This is a genomic window from Mesorhizobium sp. M0040, assembly GCF_040323505.1.
Classification (GTDB): Bacteria; Pseudomonadota; Alphaproteobacteria; order Rhizobiales; family Rhizobiaceae; genus Mesorhizobium.
Genome location: NZ_JAMYVA010000001.1, coordinates 189,263 through 204,084, shown reverse-complemented (window position 1 = coordinate 204,084; position 14,822 = coordinate 189,263). Strand labels below are relative to the sequence as shown.

Genomic DNA, 14,822 nt, shown 5'->3' with positions numbered 1-14,822 from the left:
CGGAGATAACCATGGACATTCTTCGCGCTGGCACCAGGCCTTCCGGCAAGGGGCCACCTGACTGGTTCACCGGCACGGTGCGGATCGATCCGCTCTTCAATCCCTTCGATGCCGGGCGGGTCCAAGGCGCACAGGTGACCTTCGAGCCCGGCGCCCGCACCGCCTGGCACACGCATCCGCTCGGCCAGACACTGATCGTCGTCTCCGGCCTTGGCCGCGTGCAGCGCGAGGCTGGCCCGGTCGAGGAAATCCGTGCCGGCGACGTCGTCTGGTTCGCGCCCGGCGAGAAGCATTGGCACGGTGCCTCACCGGAGACGGCCATGACCCACATTGCGCTCCAGGAGGTCAAAGACGGCAAGGTCGTGGACTGGCTGGAACATGTCAGCGACGCCGACTACGGCGCCTGATCTTCTCCACTCGAAAGGAACCAAAATGCTCGCAACCGTTCTTCATAAGCCCGGCGACATCCGCTGCGAGGAAGTCGAAGACCCAAGGATCCTTCGCCCGACGGATGCTATCATCAAGCTCTCGGCGAGCTGCATCTGCGGCTCGGACCTGTGGCCCTATCGCGGGCTGCAGCCGGTCAACGGCCCGATGCATATGGGCCACGAATATTGTGGCATCGTCGTCGAGGTCGGCGCAGAGGTGCGCACGGTCCGTCCCGGCCAGTTCGTCGTCGGCTCGTTCTGCCTCTCCGACAATACCTGCCCGCATTGCCGCTTCGGCTTCCAGTCGTCCTGTGTGCAGCGCGAGTTCATGTCGGGCGCGCAGGCGCCTTACGCCCGCGTGCCGTTGGCGGATGGCACACTGGTCGCCAGCGCCGAGGTGCCGCCGGCCGAACTCATCCCTGACCTGCTGGCTGTGTCCGATGTGCTCGGCACCGGCTGGTATGCGGCCGACGCAGCCGAGGTCCGAGAAGGATCGACGGTGGTGGTGGTCGGCGACGGTGCGGTCGGCCTGATGGGCGTGCTTGCGGCCAAGGAGATGGGCGCCGAGCGCATCATCGCCATGAGCCGGCACGCCAGCCGCCAAAAACTCGCCCGCGAATTCGGCGCGACCGACATCGTCGCTGAGCGCGGCGAGGAAGGTGTGGCCCGGATCAAAGGGCTCACCAAGGACGTCGGCGCGGACTCGGTGCTGGAATGCGTCGGCACGGCGGAATCCTTCGACCAGGCGCTGGCCTGCTCTCGCCCCGGCGGCACCATCGGCTATGTCGGCGTGCCGCATGGCGTGAGCTTCGATGGCCAGAATCTCTTCTTCGGCCAGAAGCGCATGCTGGGCGGCCCCGCGCCGGTGCGCCGCTTCCTGCCCGACCTCATGGACCGTGTGCTCAAGGGCAGGATCAAGCCCGGCAAGGTCTTCGACCTCAAGCTGCCGTTGGCCGAGGTCGCTGAAGGCTACCGCGCCATGGACGAGCGGCGCGCCATCAAGGTCATGCTTTCCGTGTGAGCGAAGATTGGGCGGACGGCCTGTCCGCACCCACAAATCAGAAAAGGAACAACGACATATGACGATGAGATTGAAGATCGCTGCCCTTGCGCTTGCGCTTTCGGTCGCCACGCCGGCTTTCTCCCAAGAGTCCCCGATCATCGGCGCATGGCGCATGAGGTCGCTCGAGACCGGTGCCGAGGGAAACCTCAAGCCCGTGCCATATTCCGGCCAGGTCATCTTCACCGAGGCCGGCACCCTCTCGGTGCAGGCCCAGAACCCCGACGCTAAGGCGCCGGACACGCCTTACACGGCGAATGGCTACGAAGCCTATTACGGGCCGGTCGCCATCAACGACCAGGACAAGACCTTCGTCATCACGATCGAGTCCTCCCTGGTCCGCAACCTTGTCGGGAAGAGCATGAAACGCAAATTCGAAGTCTCGGACAACAAACTGGTCCTGACGCCGGACAATCCGGCCGAAGGCTGGCGCGTGACCTACGAACGTTACTGATCGGAACAGCCCGGCTGTCAAAGTGTTATCGGTGGCCACAATGGCGCGGACTTCTGACCGAAATGGCGCGATGGCGGAACTGGTGCCAATCATGGCGGCTGTCTTCGCCGGCTTCCTCCTGATCGGCTTGGCGCTACCCGTCCTGCCGCTGCATCTTCACCAGCAGCTCGGCTTCGGCCCCTTCGCAGTCGGGCTGGTGACGGGCAGCCAGTTCGTCGCCTCGATGCTGTCGCGCATTGGAGCCGGAAATTATGCCGATGGGCGCGGCGGCAAGCGGGCCGTCATCGTCGGCCTCATTGCCGCTGCCCTGGCGGGGTTCATTTACCTCGGCTCGCTGGCATTGCTCGACCGGCCGGTAGCGTCCGCATCGGCGCTCTTCGCCGGCCGGGCGGTACTGGGCGCGTCTGAGAGCTTCATCATCACCGGCGGCGTCGCCTGGGGCCTCTCCCTTGCGGGCGGACAGAACTCCGGAAAGGTCATAGCCTGGGTGGGCACGGCGATGTTCGCGGCGCTCGCGCTAGGCGCGCCGATCGGATCTGCGCTTTACGCGGCGAGCGGCTTCGCCGCGATCGCACTCGCGACGGTCGGCCTGCCGCTTGCGACGCTGCTTGCCATCCTGCCTATGCGTGGCACCAGCCTCGCCGCGAGCGCCGCGCGACAGTCATGGACGAGCGTGGCGCAAGCGGTCTGGCTTCCCGGCGTCGGAGCTGCTTTCAGCAGCCTTGGCTATGGCGCAATCCTGTCCTTTGGCGCGCTGCTCTTTGCCGAACGCGGCTGGCAGCCGGTCTGGCTTCCCTTCACCACTTATGCCGCGTCGCTGATCGCGGCAAGGCTGTGCTTCGGCCACCTGCCTGACAGGTTAGGGGGCGCGCGCGTCGCCGTGATCTTCGTGGCGGTCGAGGCGGCAGGGCTGATGCTGATCTGGCTTGCGCCCGGGCCCGTTCTCGCCGCCATCGGAGCGGGCCTGACTGGCCTCGGCTACTCGCTGGTCTATCCCGGTTTCGGTGCCGAGGCCGTAAGCCATCTTCCACCACGCAGCCGCGGCCTAGCCATGGGACTCTACACTGTCTTCCTCGACGTGGCGCTCGGCTTCGGCAGTCCGGCGCTCGGCTTGGTCGCTGGGTCGGCCGGGCTGCAATTCGTCTTCTTCGCCGTCGCGACGGCGACGCTTCCGGCGTTGGGCATCGCTCTGCTGCTGGGTCGCCGTATCGCTCCACTATAGAGCCGGATAGTCTGGGCTCGAGATGTCGCGCAACTACGATCGCTCCCGCTTCGCGAGAAGCTGAGGCATCAGCCGAACCTGCTTTTGGTGGCGATAGCGGCCGATCAGGTCGTCGGATCGATCATGGCCGGGTATGACGGCCATCGAGGGTGGATATCGCGCATCGCTACCTTGCAGTCCCATCGCCAAAAAGGGATCGGCGAGGCCCTCATCCATGAGGCCGAAAGGCGGCTCGCCGGCCTTGGTTGCATAAAGATCAACCTCCAGATTGTCGCTTCCAATTCGACGGTTCTTGGGTTCTACCGAAAGTGCGGATACGAGGTCGAGGAGCGCATAAGCATGAGCAAACTGTTACCGAAAGTTTGAGGTGCTCCGCCGATTAACTCGTCGTCGCGGCTCGACGGCTCAGGTCCATTGGAATCTTGCTGCCGGTCATTATTGTGGCAGGCGAACCTCTCCGGGTGAATCGCGCTGCGGGATGCGGCCGACGGCCGAAGCCGGGCGAAGTCCAGCCAGCCGGAGGGAGCCCTACATACGGTCGAATTACTGGAGCAGTGAGGACATGCATGCAGATCGCATCCAAGCCACGCGTCCGCCTGGCAAGCCGTCAGGAACTGGATGGAATTGGGTTGCTCGTCTCAGAGGCTTTCGCATCGTTACGGCCCGTTCTGGCACCGCACATCTTCGAGCCCTACGTCAAGGATGCGCGGGATGTCGCGGGGCGTTGGGCGAAAGCCAGCGTCGCGGTGCTCGAAGTCGAGGGACGCCTCGTCGGGACGGTCACCTACTACGCCGATGCCGCCTTTGACGGCATGGGCTGGCCGCCCGGGCTGGCAGGCCTCAGGACCCTCGCGGTTGCTCCCTCGGCACAGGGCCGCGGATACGGCCGCGCGCTTTGCGAATGGTGTGTCTTGCAAGCGCGTCTGCAGGGCTCAGGCGGCCTTGCACTTCACACTGCCTCGTTCATGACGTCTGCATGCAAGCTGTATGAAAGCCTTGGCTTCGAGAGAGGCCCCGCCCACGACCTTTTCGCCTCCGACATTATTGGCTTTGATCCAGCACTCGGCGATCAGCAGATCATCGCCTACCTGCTGCCGCTCAAGGCAATAGCGCCACATAAGCAATGACCGCGCATGCAAATTCTCCTTGAGCCAACAAGGACAGCTTCATGCCTGGGCGTGAGGGAGGCGCCATGAAATGCGTCGAGCTGGCGCCCAATTCCGACATTCGGCGCTGGCGATTGTCCTCGCGTGCGCGAGGCGTTGCCTCCAAGCTGCCTTCACTACCCCCTTTCGGCATATAGAAATGTTCGTAAAGTTTCTCCGCCGGGCCGCTGAATTCGCGGCCCGGCAGGTCTATCGCAACCCGAACACTACAGTGGAATTGCGGTCACTTCTTTGGCCGTTCGGATCACGAACATCGTGTGGTATCGCGCGACGTTGCTTCGGTCTCGGAACAGTCGCTCGCACAGCGCATCGAACTCTTCCATATCCGTCAGGCGGAGCATGAGGACGGCGTCGGTTTCGCCGCTTACACTGTAGGCCTGAGTGACGGCCGGTTCCTGAGCGGCCAACTCGAGAAAGTCCCTCATATACTGCTCACCATGACGCTCCAGTTCGACGGCGACGATCGCCTTCAAGCCCCGGCCAGCCTTTGCCGGTGCGAGAAGCGCGACAACGCGGCTGATGACACCGCTCTTCTTCAGTCGTCGTATGCGGCGCAGGCAACTCGAAGGGGAAAGCCCGACTAACCCCGCCAGTTTGGCGTTAGTTCGTGAGGCATCATCCTGGAGCAGGTTGAGAAGCCTTCTGTCGATCTTGTCCATGTCGGTCGCGCTCATCGTCGGTGCGTTGCAATTTTATTGCACGGAATCGCAAACTTTGACCACAAATGCGAAGCGTCTCACGCTACTCAGATGGCTCCAGGGATGATGGAGCAGCATGATGGCAATTTGCGCCGCCTTCTATCGCAAGACATTGGAGACGCTTGAAATCTATTGGGAACTGGTTCGCGTGATCGTTCCGGTTGCGATTGCCACGCGGCTGCTGCAGGACCTTGGCGTCATCCAGGCGATTTCTCCGTTCTTCTCCCCGCTCATGTTGCAGGTGGGGTTGCCACCTGAACTCGCCTTTGCCTGGCTGACGGGATTGCTGGTCGGGATCTGGGGCGCGCTTGTGATCGTATTCACCTTGGTTCCGGTTTCGGCGCTCAGCACTGCCGACATGACGGTTCTTTCGGCTCTCTTGCTGTTTGCACATGCCATTCCGATCGAGCAACGGATCATTCAGAGGGCCGGGCCGAGCTTCCTGGTCACCGCGGCGCTTCGTATTGGCGGGGGTTTGGTCTTTGCTGTCCTTCTGCATCAGATATTCGCCGTGACCGGATGGCTGTCAGGACCGGTGAAGCCGGCGTGGATGCCGACGAATGAAAGCACCGACTGGGGCGGCTTTCTCCTGGGTACGCTCAAAACCCTGGGCATCATGCTCGTTGTTCTGCTTGCGCTGAGCTGGGTGATCGAGCTTCTCAAGATGTCGGGCATTTTGGAGTGGATGAACAGAGGGCTTGCACCGCTCTTTCGGCTCGCCGGCATCGAAAAGCAGACGGTACCTTTCGCCGCTGTTGGCCTGTTTCTCGGGATTTCCTATGGCGCAGGACTGCTGATCCGCGAGGCGCGCACGCCTAGCGCGGAGCCGCGTCAGATATTCCTTGCCTGCGTGTTCATGGGTTTTGCCCACAGCCTCATTGAGGATACGTTGGTCGTTGTCACACTTGGCGCTGATGTTACGAGCGTGCTTCTCGGTCGCCTAGCGTTTGCCGTGCTCGCGACCGCCGTGATCGCAAAAGTAATCAAGGCGGTTCCCGACGTTCTTTTCTTCAAGACACTCTTCCACAAGGAAGAAGACAGTCCGCGCAATCGGATTTCGGAGCCGGCGATTAGCGGGCCGTTGACGTGAGCCCTCCTTACACAGCAGCCGACATGTGTGTCGCATCGCTATCGCGAGAGGACGCGGCTACCCCTCGCCCGACAGATCGCGCCGCGCCTTGTCGAGTTCTTCGGCATAGCGCCGCATCAGGTGGCCTTCGGTCAACAGCCCGACAACCTTGCGGTCGGTGAAATCCTCGACCACCGCCAATTCCTCGGCGCCGGCGCGCTGGAAGGTCTCGGCCGCCGATTGCACGTTCATGCTCGGCACCAGCACCGCATCCATGAATTTGGCGAAGGACAGCACCGGCAACCATGCCCGCGTGATGCTGCGGCGATAAAGCCCATCCTCAGCTCGGGGAGCCGCGTTGACGTAAACGTCAACCCGAAGCTATATGCGCCGGCGGCCGTGGCTGTAAAACCAGCCATGCGACTTCGGCCAGGTCGAAGCGCCAAGGCGCGACAAACGCAACGAGACGAGGAGAACCGCCATGAGCGTTCAGGAGATTGCCGACAAGATCAGGTCGCGCGTGGCGAGTGCCGGGTTCGATCGCTCGGTGAAATTCGACACCGGCAGCGACGGCGTCGTCGTCATCGACGGCGCCGATGTCTCGACTACCGATGCGCCGGCCGATTGCACCATAAAGCTGTCGCTCGACGACCTGGACTCGCTGATATCAGGCGATCTCAACCCGACGATGGCCTTCATGTCCGGCAAGATAAAGGTCGAAGGCGACATGACAGTCGCCATGGCGCTCAGCCAGCTGATCGGCTGATCGCTTGAGGTGAAACAAGCCGCCGCACGATGGCGGGCGGCTTGCTTCGAACCATCAGGCAGCGAGCGGCAGCCCCTGCGCCTTCAGCTTGCGCCCTGCCGCCTTCAGCGTGCCTTGCGCGCCGTCGAGCGCGCCGACAACCAGTTCCCGCGCCAGCAAGCGGTGCCGCTCGTAAGGCCCCGGCATGGCCAGCGAGCCGGTCTTTGCGGCCGAAAACCCGAAGCGCTCGTAATAGGGCGCGTCGCCGACCAGCAGGATCGCCGCATGGCCAAGCCGCTCGGCCTCAGTGACCGCATGGCGCATCAGCGCCGAGCCGATGCCGGCATTTTTCAGCGCCGGGTCGACCGCAAGCGGGCCGAGCAGCAGCGCTGCCGTGCCGCCCTCGCCCAGCACCACGTCCCACAGCCGCACCGTGCCGGCAACAGTGCCCGACGCATCGCGCGCGACAAAGGCCAGGCCCTCCGAAGGCCGGCGGCCGCGCCGCAGCTTTTCCGACGACTTCTTCCGGCGCTTCGGCCCCATGGCGCGATCGAGCAAAGCCTCGCGAGCGCCAATGTCGGCGGCGGTTTCGGCGGTGATGGCAAAGGCGCCGGCAATCTCCCCCCTCGAGGGGGAGATGTCGCCGAAGGCGACAGAGGGGGTTGTCGCGCGTGAAGCGCCGGCCTCCATCTGCGGCAGGAGGCCGAGTCCAGTCGAACCGACCCCCTCTGGCCGCTTCGCGGCCATCTCCCCCTCGAGGGGGGAGATTCCCACGCCTTCAACGATGAGATCTGCAATGTCCATTTCCGCGATCCTTCACGAGCGGATTGTTCCACAGGCGAGCCCGGGCGGGCGACAGGCGCCCACCGGGGATGATCTGAGCAACTCTTGCGAGCCCTCAGATCACGTAGGATCGGAGAGGCTCGAAGCCGTTGAAGGCGACCGAGGCGTAGGTCGTCGTGTAGGCGCCGGTGCCCTCGATCAGCACCTCGTCGCCGATGGTCAGCGACAAGGGCAGCGGATACGGCGTTTTTTCGTACATCACGTCGGCCGAATCGCAGGTCGGGCCGGCGAGCACGCAAGGCGCGGTCTCGCTGCCGTCATGCGCGGTGACGATCGGATAGCGGATCGCCTCGTCCATGGTCTCGGCGAGACCGCCGAACTTGCCGATGTCGAGGAACACCCAGCGCACATTGTCGTTGTCGGCTTTCTTCGAGATCAGCACGACTTCCGACTTGATGACGCCGGCATTGCCGACCATGCCGCGGCCCGGCTCGATGATCGTCTCGGGGATCGCGTTGCCGAAATGCTTCCTGAGCGCCGAGAAGATCGCCTGGCCATAGGCCTGCGCCACCGGCACATCCCTGAGATAGCGGGTCGGGAAACCACCGCCCATATTGACCATCTTCAGCACGATGCCTTCGTCGGCCAGCATCGCGAACACCTTCTTGGCGTCGGCCAGCGCGCGATCCCAGGCGGTCAGGTCGGTCTGCTGCGAGCCGACATGGAATGATACGCCATGGGCGTCGAGGCCGAGCGCCTTGGCATGGCGCAGCACGTCGACCGCCATCGCCGGCACACAGCCGAACTTGCGCGACAGCGGCCATTCGGCGCCCTCGCCGTCGGTCAGGACGCGGCAGAACACACGGGCGCCGGGAGCGACGCGGGCGATCTTCTCGACCTCCTCGACGCAGTCCACCGCAAACAGCCGGATGCCGAGCTGGTAGGCGCGCTGGATGTCGCGCTCCTTCTTGATGGTGTTGCCGAAGGAGATGCGGTCCGCCGGCGCACCGGCGTCCATCGCCATCTCGACTTCGGCAACGGAAGCGGCGTCGAAGGACGAGCCCATCGCAGCAAGCAGGCGCAGGATTTCCGGCGCCGGATTTGCTTTCACCGCATAGTAGATCTTGGAATCGGGAAGCGCCTTCTCGAAGGCGCGGAAATTGTCGCGCACGACATCGAGGTCGACGACGAGGCACGGGCCGTTCGGACGTCGGGTGGCGAGAAAGTCAAGGATGCGCTGGGTAGCCATCGGGTCTCTCCATCAGCGCCTTTCGGCGCGCACAAAGGCTTGCGGACGCGGGCTCTCGGCCTCGCGAACACGCGGTGGACAAAGGCGGGACGGAAATCCATGGAACCAGCCGGTGGAGACCCCGGAACCATGAAACGCCGTCTCGCGGCGGTGAACCTTGGCCTTGCCCGGCCTCGGTTCGCTTTGTCTGCCTTGGCTTGGATGGGAGACCCGTCCGCACTGCCGGCAATGAAGGTGTGCCTCTTCAGTAACCCCGGTCTTTGGACGACCGGCAGAACACCAGAAAGGCCCGCACCGTCGTTGCTTCAAGGTGTCCTCGGTCTGGCGGTTGGCCGCTAAACCGACTGGAGGGGTTGGCTCCAGTTACCTTACCGATATCCCTCACCATTCGAGGATCGGCGGACACCCACAGGCACGTGCGACTTTGGGCAAGCGCGATATAAGATCGAAAGATTTCACAATCAATAAAAATCGTATGGCAGGTTGTAAAATTTGTGGCATCGAACAATGCTGCGGCAACCAGAAGAACAATGCTGCGGCAAGCACATCCGGATATCGAACGCATGACAGGCACTCGCGGCCCGCTGAACGCTTTTCTCGATCTTGATCAAGTCCCTGTTACCAATGCGCAATCCGGCCCGCTTGCCGGCTTGCGGCTGGCCGTCAAGGATATCTTCGACGTCGCCGGCTATCGCACCGGTTGCGGCAACCCGCAGAAGTACCGGGACGCTTCACCGGCCATGGCGACCGCGCCGGCCGTCCAGGCGCTGCTTGATTCGGGCGCCCGCTTCGTCGGCAAGACGCAGACCGACGAACTCGCATTTTCCCTGCTCGGGCTGAACGCGCATTTCCCGTCGCCCATCAACCCGGCAGCACCCGACCGCGTCACCGGCGGCTCGTCCTCCGGTTCTGCCGCGGCAGTCGCCGGCGGGCTGGCCGACATTGCAACCGGATCGGACACCGGCGGCTCGATCCGAGCGCCGGCAAGCTTCTGCGGCCTGATCGGCCTCAGGACGACGCATGGCCGCATCCCGCTCGACGGCGCCATGCCGCTGGCGCCTTCGCTGGACACGTTCGGCTGGTTCGCAAGCGACATCGTCATCTACGAAAAGGTCGGCACGGTGCTGCTCGGCGACGATCCGCATTCCCACGAACTGAGACGCCCCGTCACTCTCGCTGCGCTGGACGGCCTCGTGCTCGGCCCGCACGAGGCCGACGAATATCGCGCCATGCTCCGCAGTGTCGCTTCGGTGCTGGGCGCACCGCGCAGCGTTGGCCCGCTGTCGCATTCCACCGACGATCTTTATTGGTGCTTCCGTAAGCTGCAAGGCTATGAAGCCTGGCAAAGCCACGGCGCCTGGATCGCTGGCGGCGACCGCATGCTGGGACCCGGCGTCAAGGAGCGCTTCGAGCATGGCGCGACCATCGGTCCGGCAACCGCGCAGCACGAAACGGAACGTCGCGTTTCGTTTCGCCTCGAGCTTGGCGACCTGCTTGGCGAGGACGGCGTTCTTGTGCTTCCGACCGCTCCCGGTGCCGCGCCGCTCAAGGCCGCGTCATTCGACGATTTGCAGACCTATCGCGAGCGGGCGCTGAGATTGCTCTGCCTTTCCGGCCTGTCCGGTTTTCCGCAAATCACGCTGCCGCTCGGCAAGACCGGCGGGGCGCCGTTCGGTCTTTCGCTGCTCGGCCCGAAGAACCGCGACCGGCAGCTGATTGCGCTGGCCGCCCGCATCCTTTCGGCCCACCAAGGAGGCGCATGACATGGATACGCTGACCCGCATGCGCGCCTTCATCGACGTGGTCGAGGCCGAAGGATTTTCGGCGGCGGCGCGCAAGATCGGCCGCTCGAAGGCGCTATTGTCGAAATATGTGCGCGAGCTAGAGGACGAGCTCGGCGCGCTGCTGCTCAACCGCACCACCAGGCAGTTTTCCCTGACCGAGGCCGGCCACACCTATTACCGGCGCGCCTCGGAGATCGTGCGCGAGGTCGACAGCCTTGCCGATGCGGTGCGCGAATCCTCCGGCGACGTGCGCGGCAGGATCAAGCTGTCGGCGCCGCGCACGTTTGCCGACGCGCCGATCGGCCAGTCGCTGATCGATTTCGCCAAGCAGCATCCCGACATCGTGCTCGACATCCATCTCGACGACCGTTTCGTCGATCTGGTCGAGGAGGGCTTCGATCTGGCGGTGCGCATTTCGCGGCTGGAAAATTCCTCGCTGATCGCCAGGCGCCTGGCGCCATTTTCGGTACGGCTTTGCGCGTCTCCCGAACTGATCGCCAAGCACGGCATGCCGGTCAGGGCGCAAGACCTTGCCCGCGTGCCCTGCATCATCGACACCAATGGCCGCTGGCTCACCAACTGGCCGTTCAAGGGCGACGGTGCCGATACGGTGAGTGTTTCGGTCTCTGGCCCGATCGAGGTCAACAGCCCGATGGCGGCGAGGGCGGCCGCCGTCGCTGGATTGGGATTTTCCATCCTGCCGGATTTCATCGCCGCGCCCGACATCGAAAGCGGCAAGCTGGTGACTGCGCTGGATGACCGCATTCTGCCCGGCGGCGGCATTTTCGCCGTCTATCCGCACCGGCGCTATCTGCCTGCAAAAGTTCGTGTCTTTGTCGATTTCCTGGTGCAGTGGTTCAAGGCGCTGGACAACGCATGAGCTTTCAGCCGCCTTGCGGTCCCATTTTCGCCCCCTTTCTGGTAACTGTCGGCAATTCACCGAAGCCGATTGAATCGCGACCGAGAATGCACCTGAAACAGCAAGCCATCATGCTGGCCTCGGCCTTGACCGCGACGTTTGCCGCCGTCGGGCCGGCTGAGGTGCATCCCCACGTCTTCGCCGAAGCCCGCCTCGAAGTGGTCCTCGGCCCGGATCACCAAACCGTGAAGTCATTGCGTCATCTCTGGCGCTTCGACGATTTGTTTTCGAGCACGGTGATGATGGAGTTCGACAAGAATTCCGACCTGAAACTCGATGACAAGGAGTTGAAGGATGTTGCGGACACCGTCCATGCCTCGCTTGCCGAGTTCAACTATTTCCAGCTCGTCACTGTCGACGGCAAGGACGTGGCGATGAACCCACCGCCGCATTTGATGGCCAATTTCGACAATGACCAGCTCATCATCCTGTTCGAATCCGAACCGAAGGTGCCGATCAAGCTCAACGGCAAGATCGATATCGGCGTCTACGACCCGACCTTCTACACCGCGATCGACTTCACCGAGGATGCCAATCTGCAGGTCGATGGCTTGCCCTCGACCTGCACCAGCAAGGTCATCCGCCCAAACCCGGACGAGGCAATCGCCCAGAACCAGAAGACCCTGACCGACGCGTTCTTCAATGATCCGACGGGCACCGACATGAGCAAGATCTTCGCCACCAAGCTCGAACTTACCTGTCAGCCGGAAGGATAGATCCAGTGACGAAACCGTCCCTGCGTTTGGCCATCGGCCTTCTGGCCGCCACCCTGGTGATGACGCACTTCCTCGGCTCCGCCCACGCCCAGAGTTCGCTCGGCATCGGCACCAATGACGGGACGGCCCCAACCACCGGCCCGTTCGCCCACATCCTGATGTGGATCAATCTGCGCCAGCAGGAATTCTATCATGCGCTTGCCGGCGCGATGAAGGCGATGCGCCAGGACGGTAGCAAGTTGTGGCTGCTCATCGGCCTGTCCTTTGCCTATGGCATTTTCCACGCCGCCGGCCCCGGTCACGGCAAGGCGGTGATCTCTTCCTACATGGTGGCCAATGAAGTGGCGCTCCGGCGCGGCATCATGCTGTCCTTCGTCTCGGCCCTGCTGCAGGCGCTGACCGCGATCGTGGTGATGCTGGTCGCCTATTTCTTGCTGCGCGGCACTGCTGTCTCGATGACAGACGCCGCATGGTTCCTCGAAATCATGAGCTATGTCTTCGTCACTCTGTTCGGCGCCTGGCTGCTGTGGCGCAAGACCGGCCCGGCCATCCTTCGCCTGTTCGGCGCAAATCCGGGCTACAGCCTCTCGGCTGCCCATGCCGGCCATTCACATGCCGGCCATTCACATGCCCATGCGGCACATTCCCACGCGCTTGATGCGCATGACCACCACGATCATGCGCATGACCATCACGATCACGGCGCCCACGACCACCACCACGCCCATGCTGCACACGATCACCACAGCCATGCGGCGGGCGAGGTCTGCGACACCTGCGGACACTCGCATGCGCCCGACCCGGCGCTGCTTTCCGGTGATCGCTTCGATTGGCGCACGGCCTGGTCGGCGGTGGCTGCCGTCGGTATCCGCCCCTGTTCAGGCGCGCTGATCGTCCTGAGCTTCGCCTTGCTGAATGGGCTGTGGTTCGGCGGCATCCTTTCGGTGCTGGCCATGGCGCTCGGCACCGCAATCACCGTCTCGGCTCTGGCGACGCTTGCGGTGACCGCGAAGAACTGGGCGGTGTATTTCGCCGGCGATGGCCGCATGGGCAACCGCATCCATTCGATCGTCGAGATCGGCGGCGCCGCCTTCGTCTTCCTGTTCGGCCTGCTGCTGCTCTCGGCCAGCCTGACGACCGGCGGGTGACGTCCAGGCGCGACTCTCCCTTCTCCCCTTGTGGGAGAAGGTGTCGCCGAAGGCGACGGATGAGGGGTGTTCCAGCTTGGCGCCAACAGCGCTCCGTCCAGCACCCCTCAACCGTCTTGGCGCTGCGCGCCAATCCACCTTCTCCAAGGGGAGAAGGAAGACGGCGCCACGTTAAATCCTGCCGCCCAGCTCATCCTCAATATGGGCGCGGATGATCTCATCAAAACTCGTCTCGGCGGCAAAGCCAAGCTCCCTCGAGCGCCGCGCCTCGAAGCGCGTCGGCCAGCCCTTGACGATCGCCCAGATCGTCTCGTCGGGCTCCTCGCGGATCAGTTTCACCGCCTTGGCGCCGGCGACACGTTCCAGCGCTTCGATCTGCTCGCCGACGCTGACGGCGACGCCCGGCATCGTCAGGTTGCGGCGCGGCCCGACGGCGGCGCCGTCGATCTGAGCCGCATGGATCAAAAAATTCACCGCCGAACGCGGGCTGGCGTGTGTGTGGACGACCGAGCGCGGCACCGGCAGGATCGCTTCATGGCCGCTCAGCGGCTCGCGGATGATACCGGAGAAGAACCCTGAGGCCGCCTTGTTCGGCTTTCCCGGCCTGACGCAGATGGTCGGCAGCCTGATGCCGATGCCGTCGAAGAAACCGCGGCGCGTATAGTCGGCAAGCAGCGCCTCGCCGATCAGCTTCTGCGTGCCGTAGGAGGTCAGCGGCGTCGGGTGGAACTCGTCCGGAATGATGTCGGGAAACGGTGCGCCGAACACGGCGATCGACGAGGTGAACACGACGCGCGGCGCAAATGCGGCCAGCCGAACGGCATCGAACAGCGCCCTGGTGCCGTCGAGATTGACGCGGTAGCCGAGATCGAAATTGGCCTCCGCCTCGCCCGACACCACGCCGGCGAGATGAAAGATCACGTCGGGGCGCGGCGCGACCAGATTTGCGGTCGCTCCCGGTGCGGCAAGGTCGCCGGTGTGGAGGGTAATGCTGACACCTTCGAGCACCGGCGCCTGCGGCGGCACGATATCGTGAAGATCGAGCGCGGCGATCTTGCGGCCGCCGAGCGTCCCGTCCTTGGCCAGCCTGGCGATGAGTTTGCGGCCGACCATGCCTGCCGCGCCGGTAATCAGAATGCGCATGTCACTTTCCTTTTTTGCGCTGGCTGCGGCTACGCAGCCAGAACACGACGAAGATTGCCACCATAAAGATCGCCGCGACGACGCCGGCAAGAACCGTCGAGACCTTGCCGACCGCCAGCATCACCGTTGGAAGATAATAGGCTGCGATGCCGAACAGCAGCAAAATCCAGGCGGCGCCGATCGCCGCATTGCGGGTGTCGCGGTCCATCACGCGGCGCCAGGGTGGCGAGAGTTCATG

17 protein-coding genes and 1 pseudogene are annotated in these 14,822 nt (G+C 63.7%); 12 read left to right on the top strand and 6 right to left on the bottom strand.

Going from position 1 to position 14,822, the window contains the following annotated elements:
- The first annotated feature begins 11 nt into the window (after nucleotides 1-11).
- The 6 genes from NKJ91_RS01010 to NKJ91_RS00985 all read left to right on the top strand — a co-directional run bounded on the left by NKJ91_RS01010 (nucleotide 12) and on the right by NKJ91_RS00985 (nucleotide 4,291).
- Nucleotides 12-407, top strand: a complete 396-nt coding sequence (locus NKJ91_RS01010) for a (R)-mandelonitrile lyase (RefSeq protein ID WP_352454093.1) — start codon at nucleotides 12-14, stop codon at nucleotides 405-407.
- 25 nt (nucleotides 408-432) lie between these two features.
- Nucleotides 433-1,449 carry a zinc-dependent alcohol dehydrogenase family protein gene (locus NKJ91_RS01005; protein WP_352454092.1) on the top strand — a complete coding sequence of 339 codons (1,017 nt, stop codon included), beginning with the start codon at nucleotides 433-435 and terminating at the stop codon, nucleotides 1,447-1,449.
- A gap of 58 nt (nucleotides 1,450-1,507) precedes the next feature.
- The gene (locus NKJ91_RS01000; protein ID WP_352454091.1) at nucleotides 1,508-1,942 is read left to right on the top strand and encodes a lipocalin-like domain-containing protein; all 435 of its coding nucleotides are present in this window, start codon (nucleotides 1,508-1,510) and stop codon (nucleotides 1,940-1,942) included.
- A gap of 40 nt (nucleotides 1,943-1,982) precedes the next feature.
- Complete coding sequence (locus NKJ91_RS00995; RefSeq protein ID WP_352454090.1) at nucleotides 1,983-3,164, top strand: arabinose transporter; 1,182 nt, start codon at nucleotides 1,983-1,985, stop codon at nucleotides 3,162-3,164.
- Nucleotides 3,165-3,170: 6 nt separating this feature from the next.
- The gene (locus NKJ91_RS00990; RefSeq protein ID WP_352454180.1) at nucleotides 3,171-3,530 is read left to right on the top strand and encodes a GNAT family acetyltransferase; all 360 of its coding nucleotides are present in this window, start codon (nucleotides 3,171-3,173) and stop codon (nucleotides 3,528-3,530) included.
- 200 nt (nucleotides 3,531-3,730) lie between these two features.
- A complete protein-coding gene (locus NKJ91_RS00985; protein ID WP_352454089.1) occupies nucleotides 3,731-4,291 on the top strand; it encodes a GNAT family N-acetyltransferase in 561 nt (186 codons plus the stop codon).
- A 245-nt stretch (nucleotides 4,292-4,536) separates the two neighbouring features.
- On the opposite strand, the gene NKJ91_RS00980 is transcribed toward NKJ91_RS00985, so the two are convergent.
- On the bottom strand, nucleotides 4,537-4,989 hold the full coding sequence (locus tag NKJ91_RS00980; protein WP_023675430.1) for an Lrp/AsnC family transcriptional regulator: 453 nt from the start codon (nucleotides 4,987-4,989) through the stop codon (nucleotides 4,537-4,539).
- A 118-nt stretch (nucleotides 4,990-5,107) separates the two neighbouring features.
- Here NKJ91_RS00980 and NKJ91_RS00975 point away from each other — a divergent pair, with 118 nt between their 5' ends.
- Nucleotides 5,108-6,118 carry a nucleoside recognition domain-containing protein gene (locus tag NKJ91_RS00975; protein WP_352454088.1) on the top strand — a complete coding sequence of 337 codons (1,011 nt, stop codon included), beginning with the start codon at nucleotides 5,108-5,110 and terminating at the stop codon, nucleotides 6,116-6,118.
- 57 nt (nucleotides 6,119-6,175) lie between these two features.
- Here the strand turns inward: NKJ91_RS00975 and NKJ91_RS00970 are convergent.
- A pseudogene (locus NKJ91_RS00970) lies at nucleotides 6,176-6,376 on the bottom strand (chloride channel protein); the annotation flags it as partial.
- 202 nt (nucleotides 6,377-6,578) lie between these two features.
- On the opposite strand from NKJ91_RS00970, the gene NKJ91_RS00965 reads away from it, so the two are divergent.
- Nucleotides 6,579-6,863 carry an SCP2 sterol-binding domain-containing protein gene (locus NKJ91_RS00965; RefSeq protein WP_352454087.1) on the top strand — a complete coding sequence of 95 codons (285 nt, stop codon included), beginning with the start codon at nucleotides 6,579-6,581 and terminating at the stop codon, nucleotides 6,861-6,863.
- A 54-nt stretch (nucleotides 6,864-6,917) separates the two neighbouring features.
- On the opposite strand, the gene NKJ91_RS00960 is transcribed toward NKJ91_RS00965, so the two are convergent.
- Complete coding sequence (locus NKJ91_RS00960) at nucleotides 6,918-7,532, bottom strand: GNAT family N-acetyltransferase (RefSeq protein WP_352454179.1); 615 nt, start codon at nucleotides 7,530-7,532, stop codon at nucleotides 6,918-6,920.
- A 208-nt stretch (nucleotides 7,533-7,740) separates the two neighbouring features.
- Complete coding sequence (odc2, locus tag NKJ91_RS00955; protein WP_352454086.1) at nucleotides 7,741-8,874, bottom strand: ornithine/lysine decarboxylase; 1,134 nt, start codon at nucleotides 8,872-8,874, stop codon at nucleotides 7,741-7,743.
- Between the two features lie 563 nt (nucleotides 8,875-9,437).
- Here odc2 and NKJ91_RS00950 point away from each other — a divergent pair.
- The 4 genes from NKJ91_RS00950 (at nucleotide 9,438) to NKJ91_RS00935 (ending at nucleotide 13,441) form a co-directional block, all read left to right on the top strand.
- Entirely contained in the window at nucleotides 9,438-10,637 is a 1,200-nt protein-coding gene (locus tag NKJ91_RS00950) for an amidase (protein ID WP_352454085.1), read from the top strand.
- Nucleotide 10,638: 1 nt separating this feature from the next.
- Complete coding sequence (locus tag NKJ91_RS00945; RefSeq protein WP_023675422.1) at nucleotides 10,639-11,538, top strand: LysR family transcriptional regulator; 900 nt, start codon at nucleotides 10,639-10,641, stop codon at nucleotides 11,536-11,538.
- 86 nt (nucleotides 11,539-11,624) lie between these two features.
- Nucleotides 11,625-12,293, top strand: a complete 669-nt coding sequence (locus NKJ91_RS00940; protein ID WP_023675421.1) for a DUF1007 family protein — start codon at nucleotides 11,625-11,627, stop codon at nucleotides 12,291-12,293.
- Nucleotides 12,290-13,441: a nickel/cobalt transporter gene (locus NKJ91_RS00935; RefSeq protein WP_023675420.1), complete on the top strand. Its 1,152-nt coding sequence runs from the start codon at nucleotides 12,290-12,292 to the stop codon at nucleotides 13,439-13,441. The genes NKJ91_RS00940 and NKJ91_RS00935 overlap by 4 nt, the downstream gene beginning before the upstream one ends.
- 171 nt (nucleotides 13,442-13,612) lie before the next feature.
- Here NKJ91_RS00935 and denD read toward each other — a convergent pair whose 3' ends face one another.
- A complete protein-coding gene (gene denD / locus NKJ91_RS00930; RefSeq protein WP_023675419.1) occupies nucleotides 13,613-14,584 on the bottom strand; it encodes a D-erythronate dehydrogenase in 972 nt (323 codons plus the stop codon).
- Between the two features lies 1 nt (nucleotide 14,585).
- The gene (locus NKJ91_RS00925) at nucleotides 14,586-14,792 is read right to left on the bottom strand and encodes a hypothetical protein (protein WP_031211377.1); all 207 of its coding nucleotides are present in this window, start codon (nucleotides 14,790-14,792) and stop codon (nucleotides 14,586-14,588) included.
- Between the last annotated feature and the right edge of the window lie 30 nt (nucleotides 14,793-14,822).